The organism is Streptomyces sp. NPDC096311 (assembly GCF_044763085.1).
Classification (GTDB): domain Bacteria; phylum Actinomycetota; class Actinomycetes; order Streptomycetales; family Streptomycetaceae; genus Streptomyces.
The window spans coordinates 1-10,451 of sequence record NZ_JBIWFN010000058.1; the positions used below are offsets into that span (position 1 = coordinate 1).

A 10,451-nucleotide genomic window follows, 5' to 3' on the forward strand; every position below is an offset into this window, starting at 1 on the left:
CCGCCTCGGCATCCCCGAAGACATCCCCGCCTGGCACGAAGTCCTCAACACCGACGCCGCCCGCTACGGCGGCAGCAACATCCACAACCCCCACCTCCGGGCCCACGACGGCGGCCTGCGTCTGACGCTCCCTCCCCTGGCCACCCTGTGGCTGCGCCCCGCCTGACCGTTCTCGCCCCCGCGCCAGGGGCGGCGGGGGCGAAGGAGCCGGTCAGGGAGAGGCCGGCTTGCCCGCCGTGCCGATCCATGTGTGGAACAACCCGCCGAGGTCCTTCCCGGACAACCGCTCGGAGAGGCGAATGAACTGGGCGGTGGTGCCATGTCCGCCACGGTGCTCCGTGGCCCAGGTCCGCAGGATGCGGAAGAACACCCCGTCCCCCACAGCCGTACGCAGTTTCTGCAGAGCCATCGCACCCCGGGCGTACACGGGCGTGTCGAAGATGTGCGCCCCGCTCCCGGGATCCGCCGGCGGAAACGCCCACAGACCGCTGCCGGCAGGACTGGCGTACAGGGAGTCGAACGTCTGCTGAGCCGTCTTCCCGCCGTGCTGCTCTGCGTACAGCCACTCGGCATACGTCGCGAAGCCCTCGTTGAGCCAGATGTCCTTCCAGGCGGTGAGGCTGACGGAGTCCCCGAACCACTGGTGCGCGCTTTCGTGGACGAGGGTGCTCAGGTCGGGCGCGGAGTCGTAGACGGGACGCGTCTGGGTCTCCAGCGCGTATCCGACCTGCGGAGCCCGGTCGACGATGGCCCCGGCGGCCCGGAAGGGGTAGGGCCCAAAGACACCGCTCTCCCACGCCAGCACGGACGGCAGCTTCTTCAGCACGGGCGCCGCGGCGGTCGCCTCACGGGGGTCGACGGCGTTGTAGACCTTGAGTCCGTCGCGGGTGGTGTACTGCTCGACCTTGAACTTCCCGACCGTCGCCGTGGCGAGGTAGGCCGCCATCGGCTCGGACTGCCGCCAGCGGAACGTCGTACGGCCGTGGCTGGTCGACTGTCCGCGGAGGACTCCGTTGGCCACGGCGGTGTGTCCCTTGGGGACGGTGATGGTGAAGTCGTAGGAGGCCTTGTCCTTGGGGTGGCTGTTGGCGGGGAACCACGTCATGGCGCCCTGCGGTTCGCCGGCCACGAACGCGCCGTCGTCGGTGGGGATCCACCCGTCCGAGGAACCGTCCGGGTCGATGGCCGGCTTGGGCGTCCCCGAGTAGGTGACGGTGACTCGGAAATCCTGGTTCCGCCGGAGGGCGTGGCGGGGCGTGACCACCAGTTCCTGGCCGTCACGCCGGTAGGACGCCTTGGCGTGGTCGACGGTGACGCCGGTGACCTTCAGCCCTTTGAGGTCGAGGTCGAAACGGGTCAGTCGCTGGGTGGCCCGGGCGGTGATGACCGCTTTGCCGTCGAGATGGCGGCTCTGGGGGTCGTAGCCGAGGGTCAGGTCGTAGTGCCGGACGTCGTAGCCGCCGTTGCCCGAGAGCGGGAAGTACGCGTCCCCCGCGCCGGACGAGCCCACCGTACCGGCCGCCGCCGGGCCCGCCGCGACGAGCAGGGCCGCGACGGCGACGGGAACCGCGGCCACAACTGCCTCCCTTCGAAGGACAGTTGTGCGTCTGGTGGTCAGATGCGGACGTGGCGTCACGTTGGCTCCTCCGGTGCGACGGCAATCAGGTGATCAGGGGATCAGGGGATCAGGGGATCAAGTGATCAATGACGCACAGCCTATGAGCCCCGCGGGCCGGTGACCCTCATCATCTGGTCAAGTCGCGGCGGGGGACGGTGCACACGCACCGCGTACAGGAGGGACCCGGCAGAACGTACGAGGCCACGCCCGGATCAGCGGGCCAGGCGGCCCAGCAGGGACGAGGCGGACAGGATGCCGAGGGCGGCGGCCAGGGCGAGCACCCCGTAGTCGAGGGCCAGATGGGCATGTGTGCCGAGCAGCAGGCCGCGCAGCGCGTCCACTTGGTAGCTCAACGGGTTGACCTTGCTGATGGCCTGGAGCCAGCCGGGCATGACCGCGACCGGATAGAGAGCATTGGAGCCGAAGAACAGCGGCATCGTGATGGCTTGGGTCAATGCCGGTTCACAAGGTATTTCATGTCGCCTGAGAGTGGCTGCTCGCGGTTCGCGAGGTGCTCTGTGGCTTCTTAGCGTGGCGAGATCCGCCTGAGCAGCCGTGACGCGTCCTGTTGCTTCGCTATGCAGGTGGCTGCCCCTCACAGCTGTGAGTCAGTCCCACTCGGCCTGCTTCGGCCGTGTCCGCTTACAACCCCCGGCCGTGCCTGCGCCCCTGCCTCTACCACGCTCCAGCCCGGCCGACGCCCGTGCCGCACGCCCGGCAATCAGCCGCCTGATGCCAGAGAACGGGGTACGTCGAGGCTGGGGCGGTCTGTTCCGCGGCTTTACGGAGCCACTTTGGCGCGAGCCTCGAAGATCATGGCCCCAATCTCGCGCTTTGCCGGGCAGGTCCACAGACTGCCCTACGCGCCGGAAGCTTACGGGGCCATGATCACTCGCGCCAAAGCAGCGCCACCCCAAAGCCGCTACATCGACCTACACTTCTCAGCCCCCGCGACCACCCCTGAACGCCAGCGCTGCCGCCGCCAGTGGAACGGCCAGGCCGGGATCGCAATTAACGACGCAGAATATTGCGGTTGCAAGGATCCAGCGCCTGCGAAGTTCTTGATCAGCTACTTCAAGGTCGCGCAGCAAGCGATTTTCGAGCAGAAGCCATAGCCTCAGGAACACGGAACCTCCAGAGCATCCATCAGATGCCGTTTCAGCACCTGTGCCCCGACCGTTTCAGCCTGCCCTGCAATCGACTAGATACCTCGGACAAGTCAGGCTTAGTTCTGGCTATGCTCGTGGCCACAGCCGTGTCCGACGCGTCCGAGTCGGACACACATGAGCAGAGATGCAGGCAGCCTAGCGATGCAGACAAAAAGGGATGAAAGCACTGAAAGCGCACAGCTCTTGCAAGAGGAGCTTAGGTCGCTCGAACGGCGAGCCCAATCCGCTCGAAAAAATCAAGGAAAAGCATGGAGCCGCAATACAGCGACTCAGAAATCCGGCTTGCCAAAACAAACAGTTAGCGGTTGGTTTAGCACATCACGGCCAAGGATCCCAAAGAGTTCAGATGAGCTTTGGCGCCTGGTGATCACATACAGCACTTGGGCCAACGAGAACCCGCAAAGAGGATTCTGGAACAACCTCTGGGAGGAAGCCAGAAATTCTGCTGCGAAGACTAAGCCTTCAAGCCTGGGCCAAAAAATATCAGAACGGGTGAATCCTTTTGACTTGGATATTCATCGCTCAATTGATTCCGGTGCCTCAAAATTGGGCCTACCTTCGCTACCAATCTATATCCAACGCCCTCACGATAATGAACTAAAAGACATCGTTGCGGCAGCGGCAGAAGGAAGTAGTAGGATTGCTGTTCTTGTAGGAGAATCGTCAACAGGGAAAACGCGAGCGTGTTGGGAATCCATTCAGAGGCTCCCAAATGATTGGTCACTATGGCATCCGATTAATCCCACTCCCCCTGAAGCATTGACACGTGGTCTCGAAAATGGCATTCCCCCCAAAACGGTATTATGGTTGAACGAGACACAACTTTATTTGGATACTCCGGCAAGCGAATCTGGGGAGCGCGTTGCCGCAGGCTTACGCGAGCTTCTTCGGGATTCCGATAGCTCTCCCGTACTGATCCTGGGAACTGTATGGCCGGATCACTGGGATGAACTGACGCGATCACCTCACCGAAGGAGTAACGATAGGCATCCACAAGCTCGCTCGCTGCTCTCAGATCACAGCATTTCCGTACCGAGCTCTTTTTCTGCTTCGGCACTGAAATTTCTGAAAGCTCGAATGGGTTCTGATCCTAGGTTGGCTGACTCGTACGCTCAAGCAGAGGGAGGCCAAGCACGGGTAACACAATTCCTGGCAGGTGCACCCGCTCAAATGGAGCGCTACCGCAATGCACCAGATGCCTTCAAAGCAATAGTGGATGCCGCCATCGATCTGCGCCGCCTAGGGAAATCTCCAATGCTCCCCAGTCAACTCCTTTGCGATATGGCTGCACTGACTATGGAGCGCGACGTTTTCTCGGGCCTCCCTGATGACTGGTTTCAGGAAGGCATAGCGTATGCGCTGGCACAATGCAAGGGAGCGAGTGGGCCGCTAGCACGAGTGCGGCCCCTGCCAGACGTCCCGCTACCGACTGAGCCGACATACCGCCTTTCTGACTACATCGAACAGGTAGGGCGCACGGCGCGGGCCACACTTTCCCCACCCCCCTCTTTCGCAGTTATTATTTTGCGACACATTAAGAATGCTGAGGAGCTAAAGTCAATAGCTTCCTCTTTGCATGACCGGGGACGCAATTTCTATGCAGCGCAACTCTACTTGCGAGCTTCAGAACTAGGAGACTACGAGTCGGCACACAACCTCGCAAGAATCCTTGAGTTTGCCGGAGATCGAACCGGTGCAGCTAAGATCATCGAAGCGTGTTACCTCTCAGGAGACCCGAAAGGTAGCGAGTTTCTGGCCTACTACCTGTACAGGAGTGGAGAGGAGGAAAAAGCTGAAGCACTTTGCCTAGAAGAGTTCGACAACGGCAATTACAAGCCATGGATAAGGCTGGAGGAGGCTTATGAGCTAGCAGAAAATATTGCAGGTTACGAGCAACTCGAAGGTCGTATCCTGAGTCGCAAGTTCCCTGAAATTATCGCCGTAGTTAAGTCTGCGAACTTCAATGAGACAAGGAGGGATGCGATTAGATCCGCCGCAAAGCGTCTCGACAGTTCCGAGGCAGAAGTAGAAATTCTGTTCGATGAAGAGTTGGAAGCTGCCACCCCCAGACTTGAGCTAATTGTTCGCGCTCTAGAGACTAAAACACACCATCTGCGCGAAAGTCTCGAGAAACTAAAGAAATTCCACAGAGAATGGTCGACGTCCGAGAATACCCAAAAAGCAAAGGCTGCGATGGAAGAAATCGCCGAACTGCAAAGGAACGGCGATTATGCTGGGGCGAAGAGATTGACCATTCAGGGTCTGAACGCAGGAATCGTCGGCATAGAGAAGCTTGGCCAGATTTTTTCCGAACAAGGCGAGGGAGATCTGGGTGAATCGATTGAAAGGCAAGGTATTGATTGGGCCGGAAATGCGGCTTCTCCCTGGGGCCTTCAAGAGGTCAGGAGCGCATGCGAATCGGCAATTGGTCAATAGCCCCACGATCGATACACGCAATAGACCGCCTGCATGCAATCCGCCATCCTTTCCCCCAAAGCTCCATGCCCTCCAGCCGAGCCTTCGGGGATGAAGGGGCCGTGCCAGACCCGTGCCAGATCGTGCGGGGCACCGACGGGGAACGCCGGAGAATCAGCCGACCGCCCGCCTGGCCCCTGCGCTGGCCCGCCGCAGGTCAGCCCGGGAACAAGCCTCAGATGCCCTCAGCTTCCCAAGCTGAGAGCTCTCGTGTCCCCCTTTTGTCGGTGCCTGCGGAAGTTCGCTCCCTGAGGCCTGTCCTCGCTCCGACCGTCTGCGGATGGGTACGGTCGTGGTCGTGTCTGGCGTGCGTCGGGTTGGTCACCCGTTGGCGTGCGCCGGTTGATCGCGCGCGACTAGGGGAGCTGGTATGGGCATGGCGGTTGACGTTGCTCGATCGGAAGAGGGGTTCACGTCGGCGGGGGCGACGCGGGTGATGGTTGCCGCCTGCCGGGCTGCGGGGCTCGATGACAGAGGCGCGGAGTTGATCCGCCTCGGGGAGAACGCACTCTTCCGGCTCGTGTCGGTGCCGATGATCGTGCGTATCGCCCGGTCGGTTGAGTATCTGTCGGCGGCTCGCAAAGAGGTGGCCGTGTCGCGGTGGCTGGCGGGCGAGGGGTTTCCGGCGGCTCGTGTCGTTGAGGATCTCGAACAGCCGCTGATGGTCGACGGGCACCCGGTGACCTTCTGGCATCTGATCGTCGATGCGGGCAGGGCGGCCACGTATGGAGAGTTGGGTGCGGTCCTGCGTGATCTGCACGCGCTGGCCCTGCCTGACGGCCTGGAACTCCCTCAGTACAGCGCCTTCGGGCTCTCAGACCTGCGGCTCGAGCGGGCCGCGGGGATATCCGATGACGACCTTCAGTTTCTGCGCAAGCGGGGGCAGGAACTGAAGGAGCGTTTGGCAGAACTGCGGTTTGGATCGCCGCTGGGGCCTGTGCACGGCGACGCGCACACCGACAACCTGATGGTCGACAGGAACGGGGTTGTCCACCTCATTGACCTGGAGAACTTCTGCGTTGATCATCCCGAGTGGGATCTCGAAGTGGCTGCGCATGAATACCACCGTCTCGGGTGGGTGACGGAGGAACAGTACGCCGGCTTCGTGGGTGCCTATGGCCGTGACTTGAGGGAGTGGCCCGGCTTCGCGACGTTGTGCGCGATCCAGGAGTTCAAGATGACCACGTGGCTCATGCAGAACGTGTCTGAGGGGGAGGACGTGGCTCAAGAGGTGGGCCGGCGGATTGCGTCGCTGCGTGATGATGCTGCTCCACGCAACTGGCTCCCGTACTGAGAGGCGGGTTACTCACTCGTCCAAGCTGGCCACTGCCTCGGCAACCTGCTCGTTAAAGCGGGTCACGACGGGCACTCCTGCGTAGGTGCTGATCTCCCCCTGGAAGTCAGTGACGTAGCGCAGGAACCGGGCCGACTGGAGTGATTCGCCTTCCTCAACTGCCTGACTGGCAGTTCCGATGGCGCTGTCCAAATCGCCGTTCAACAGGTGGCTCTGTGCAAGCACAATGCGGCAGAAACCCAGCGTTCGGGCGTACTGCGGATCAGTTTTGGCGACGGCTTGCTTGGCGAATCTGAGAGATTCGACAGGACGTTTCAGGTCACGGAAGCAGTGTGAGAACTCCCCGATCAGTTCTGCTTCGTTGAAGTAGGCGAGCCATTCGGGGTCTTCGGCCGCATCGGCCTTCTCAAAGTGGCGCTCTGCCTCGTTCATGGCGCGGGATGCGCCCGTGAGGTCATGGGCGCTGGACAGTGCGCGGGCCTCGTGAGCTGCGTACATGGCCTTGGCGCGCGGCGTCGCGCTGCTGCCTTTGGCTCCCTCGACGGCGGATCGGGCCAGTTGCGCGGCGCGGGAGGTGTGGCCAAGGTAGTTCGCCTGGTGGCTGAGGTTGGCGAGAATGGATGCCCCGAACATGCGATCGCCGGTGACCTGTGTGAGCCGTAGCGCGGAAAGTAGGTAGCGGTTGGCCAACGCGTGATTTCCGATGTCGTATGCCATCCACCCGATTACCTCGGCAGTCTCCGCAGCCACAGTGAAGAGGGCATGGCCTACTCGTTCGGTGTAGCTGGCATTGAGTAGAGGTAACACATCGTCGCGGAAGTAGTGCCGTAAGGCTTTGTGGCCGTGGCCGCCGCCGTACAGAAAATCCAGACGCATGAACATTTCGGTGGCGGTGCGGATCGCATGTACGTCGCGCATGCTGGCGCGCTGCGGGGTGGGCCTGTCGGCCTGTACGCCGTCGGGGCGGGCGATCATCCATGACAGGACAGCGGCGCTGAGATCCGTGTCCGTGATCGCCAGTTCGCTGCTCGATGCGCTCTGGAGCTGATCTCCAGTGAGACCGTCCAGCACGGCGAGCGCCTCGGATAAGGCGGCGGGATAAGCGACCGGCTGCGGTGTGCTTGCCTCAGCCTGGCCGAACAGCCCGAGATCACCGGGCGCGATCCGCCTCCCGAGCTTGGCACTGAAGACGTTGGCCATAACCCCGGCAGCCTGCGACCGGATGCCCGCCCCGTCCCGCCAACGCTGGACGGCTACGTGCGTGGTGCCCAGGTCGATGCCGCGTTGTTGCGCGAGATCGCGCATCCGCTTGGCGAGCCCCTTGTTCGAGACTTCAGCCTCGGCCATGAGGGAGATCAACTGCGCGTTCGGTTCTCGGTTCATGCTCCCCTGCCAACCCGAGAATGGCGACGAGCATCCATCGTGTCACAGCTCGTGAACCCAGGGGGGTTCACTTACGAACCCCCCTCGCCTTTGCGGGTGTTCATGTGAACCCCCTAGTGAACGCTCCCGGTGACGCGGCTCGCGCCGTTCACTGTTCGGCACGGAGCGACGGGTAACAGAGCCCGTCGAATGTCGGCAGGGGACGCAATGGATGCTCGGCAGAGCACACGCAGAGCAGACACCCCTCGGGCGGTCTCGCAGCGTGAAGCGGCGCAAGATCCCTCGTCGGGTCACTTCCGAGCGATGACGCTCTTCGACGAGACCACAAGCACCGTGTACGCCGCGCGCAACATGGTGAGCGGCTGCCTCCAGGACTGGGGACTTGGCCACATGGTCGACGATGCCCGGCTCGTCGTCTCAGAGCTGGTCGGCAACGTCGTGCACCACGCTGTGCCGGATGACTGCCTGGCGCGGCCTGGTGCCGCGCGGCGGATCGACGTGCTGGTGAAGGCGTGGCCTGGATGGCTGTTCATCGGTGTCGCCGATGAGGACTCGACTCCGCCTGATCTGCCGGCGGGTGAATTCGTTTCGCCGGAGCTGGCGGGCGACTTCGCTGAGGCGGTGTTGCCGGACCGTGGGCGCGGGCTGCTGATCGTTCAGCGGTTGGCGGATGCGGTGTGGTGGTCACCGAAGGGACCGGGCGGCAAGACCGTGTGGTGCCGCTTCGACCTCGACGGCACGACGTAAGAGATCTCCGGGCCGTCTCCCCTGTCTGCTCCCACGCGATCGGGAGTGGAAGGCGGCCCGGACCCTGGCCGGAGTCTGACCACTCCGGCCACAAGGGGCGCGGCTCCTCGGACCATCCCGGGGGCTCCCCTCCCGAGCGAGGGGCCGCGCTTCACAACTTCATACCGAGACCGGACCACCCCCGCGCCTGGCAGCAACTGGGGTGGTCCGGGAGGGGACGCGACGGTCCCCGGTGCCTGATGGTACCGGGGCCGTCGTGCTGCATATCGGCCCTGACCAAAGGAAGTTGACGAACCATTACCTAGATCAGGGCAGAGGTGGGCAAGGTGGCTGGCGCGGGTGAGGACTGGATGGGCGATGGTCTCGACGTCGCGGGCGCGGACTGTGGTCTGTGGGTGTCCGGGGTCGACTACATGTCGGGCTGGCGCGGTGCGCGGGAGGCGGCGGACCGGCTGAACCGAGCGCTCCTCGGTGCGGGGTTCGAGCTGTCGCAGTTGCGGGCGGTGGCCTCGACGGACGAGGGTGGGCGTGGGGTCGTGCGCGTGGCGGCCCTGCCGGACGCGGTGGAGCGGCTCGCGGTGCTCTTGGAGGCGGTCACGCCGGACGCCAGCGGTGCGGCATGAAGGGTGTCTTCGCTGGGGAGTGGCGCGCGTGGGCACGTCGCCGGCCGCAGAGACTTTGGACGGTAGCTGCCATGGGGCGAGTGAACAGGGGGCCTTACGCTCGCCAGCGGATCGGGCAGTCCTTGGAGCCGCCCGCAAAAGCCCGATCGGCCCCCTGTTCTTCGAGGCTCGCCCCATGGGAGCTGTCTAAAGTCTCGGAGGCCGGCGACCCCCAGCCCCGCAGGCCCTGGCCCATGCCGTCCGGTCGACGCCTCGACTCTTTGGGCGTGCTGCGGTCGGGGGCGCCCGGCGACCGGACGGGACCGGCGGTCACGCCGCACGCCCGGTCGGGGCGGCCGGGCGGCCCGGCGCGCCGCAGGCGCGCCCTTGAGGAAGTGAAGGCTGTTTCGACCGATGTCGGTTGCGGGTCAGCCGCGGGAGCGCGGTGCGGACTGCTTGTCGGCGTTGATCCGGTAGGCGAGTTCGGCACGGTCCGCACCGACGCGCAGCTCTTCAAGAATCAGCGGACGGTCGTCGGTGCCGTGGGTGACGCGGGCCAGGTGCAGGATCGGAGTCGCGTCCCGGAGCTGGAGAGCGCTGCGCTCGTCCGGGAGCGGCATGCGGGCGCGGACCGTCTCCGACCACCACAGCTTGTGTCCGGCCCGCGTGAGGACCTCGTACACCGCTGCTGGGTTGGCCTCCGGAGCCTTGGCCAACGGGGTTCCCTCGGCCGTCTCGAATGGGATCAGCGTGCGGTGCATCGCTCGTGTGCCGGTGGCGGGGTCGGTGAGCAGCCGGTCACAGCCGAAGACGGCTTCCTCCTTGCCGAGTTCGAGGAGCTGGCCGGTGGCCTTGGTGGTGTGCGCGCGGTACGGGGTCGGCTCCTCCGCTTCGTCCCAGACGGCGCCGTTGGGCATCACAAACCGTCCGTCCGGGGTGCGGCTGATCCGGCGGTCGATGGTGACGGTGGGCTGTCCGTCGGAGCGTACGAAGCTGCCTTTGCCGTGCCGTACCTCGATCAGGCCTTCGGCTCGCAGGGCGGCGACGGCGTTGCGGACGGTGGGGCGCGAGACCTTGTAGCGCTCGATGAGCTGGGCCTCGGAGGGCAGCGGGGCGCCTGGGTCGAACTCGCCCTTCAGGATCGCTTCCCGGATCGCGGCGGC

Annotated in this window: 9 protein-coding genes and 1 pseudogene; 6 read left to right on the forward strand and 4 right to left on the reverse strand. The window is 63.9% G+C overall.

Going from position 1 to position 10,451, the window contains the following annotated elements; translation table 11 throughout:
- The coding region (locus ACIRA5_RS53385; RefSeq protein WP_403705920.1) for an alpha amylase C-terminal domain-containing protein at positions 1 to 166 on the forward strand (166 nt) is incomplete at its 5' end.
- A gap of 45 nt (positions 167 to 211) precedes the next feature.
- Here the strand turns inward: ACIRA5_RS53385 and ACIRA5_RS53390 are convergent.
- Positions 212 to 1,576 (reverse strand): M1 family metallopeptidase, encoded by a 1,365-nt coding sequence (locus ACIRA5_RS53390; RefSeq protein ID WP_403705902.1) that lies wholly within the window; start codon positions 1,574 to 1,576, stop codon positions 212 to 214.
- A gap of 254 nt (positions 1,577 to 1,830) precedes the next feature.
- Positions 1,831 to 2,067, reverse strand: a pseudogene (locus ACIRA5_RS53395) (ABC transporter permease); the annotation flags it as partial.
- A gap of 366 nt (positions 2,068 to 2,433) precedes the next feature.
- Between ACIRA5_RS53395 and ACIRA5_RS53400 the strand changes: the two are divergent.
- From ACIRA5_RS53400 to ACIRA5_RS53410, 3 genes are all read left to right on the forward strand, one after another.
- Positions 2,434 to 2,733 (forward strand): hypothetical protein, encoded by a 300-nt coding sequence (locus ACIRA5_RS53400; RefSeq protein ID WP_403705905.1) that lies wholly within the window; start codon positions 2,434 to 2,436, stop codon positions 2,731 to 2,733.
- 168 nt (positions 2,734 to 2,901) lie between these two features.
- On the forward strand, positions 2,902 to 5,223 hold the full coding sequence (locus ACIRA5_RS53405; RefSeq protein ID WP_403705908.1) for a hypothetical protein: 2,322 nt from the start codon (positions 2,902 to 2,904) through the stop codon (positions 5,221 to 5,223).
- A gap of 415 nt (positions 5,224 to 5,638) precedes the next feature.
- Positions 5,639 to 6,556, forward strand: coding sequence for an aminoglycoside phosphotransferase family protein (locus tag ACIRA5_RS53410; protein ID WP_403705922.1), 918 nt, complete (start codon positions 5,639 to 5,641; stop codon positions 6,554 to 6,556).
- A gap of 12 nt (positions 6,557 to 6,568) precedes the next feature.
- Here ACIRA5_RS53410 and ACIRA5_RS53415 read toward each other — a convergent pair whose 3' ends face one another.
- Positions 6,569 to 7,939, reverse strand: coding sequence for a sporulation protein (locus tag ACIRA5_RS53415; RefSeq protein WP_403705911.1), 1,371 nt, complete (start codon positions 7,937 to 7,939; stop codon positions 6,569 to 6,571).
- A gap of 207 nt (positions 7,940 to 8,146) precedes the next feature.
- Here ACIRA5_RS53415 and ACIRA5_RS53420 point away from each other — a divergent pair, with 207 nt between their 5' ends.
- Positions 8,147 to 8,686, forward strand: a complete 540-nt coding sequence (locus tag ACIRA5_RS53420) for an ATP-binding protein (RefSeq protein WP_403705914.1) — start codon at positions 8,147 to 8,149, stop codon at positions 8,684 to 8,686.
- A gap of 326 nt (positions 8,687 to 9,012) precedes the next feature.
- Positions 9,013 to 9,309: a hypothetical protein gene (locus tag ACIRA5_RS53425; RefSeq protein WP_381951116.1), complete on the forward strand. Its 297-nt coding sequence runs from the start codon at positions 9,013 to 9,015 to the stop codon at positions 9,307 to 9,309.
- A gap of 407 nt (positions 9,310 to 9,716) precedes the next feature.
- On the opposite strand, the gene ACIRA5_RS53430 is transcribed toward ACIRA5_RS53425, so the two are convergent.
- The coding region (locus ACIRA5_RS53430; RefSeq protein ID WP_403705917.1) for a GntR family transcriptional regulator at positions 9,717 to 10,451 on the reverse strand (735 nt) is incomplete at its 5' end.

What these genes read in the sequence shown, in the direction of transcription:
- ACIRA5_RS53405 (WP_403705908.1), top strand. Translation starts at nt 2,902, where the DNA reads ATGAGCAGAGATGCAGGCAGCCTAGCGATGCAGACAAAAAGGGATGAA.
- ACIRA5_RS53410 (WP_403705922.1), top strand. Translation starts at nt 5,639, where the DNA reads ATGGCGGTTGACGTTGCTCGATCGGAAGAGGGGTTCACGTCGGCGGGG.
- ACIRA5_RS53400 (WP_403705905.1), top strand. Translation starts at nt 2,434, where the DNA reads ATGGCCCCAATCTCGCGCTTTGCCGGGCAGGTCCACAGACTGCCCTAC.
- ACIRA5_RS53420 (WP_403705914.1), top strand. Translation starts at nt 8,147, where the DNA reads ATGGATGCTCGGCAGAGCACACGCAGAGCAGACACCCCTCGGGCGGTC.
- ACIRA5_RS53415 (WP_403705911.1), bottom strand. Translation starts at nt 7,939, where the DNA reads ATGAACCGAGAACCGAACGCGCAGTTGATCTCCCTCATGGCCGAGGCT.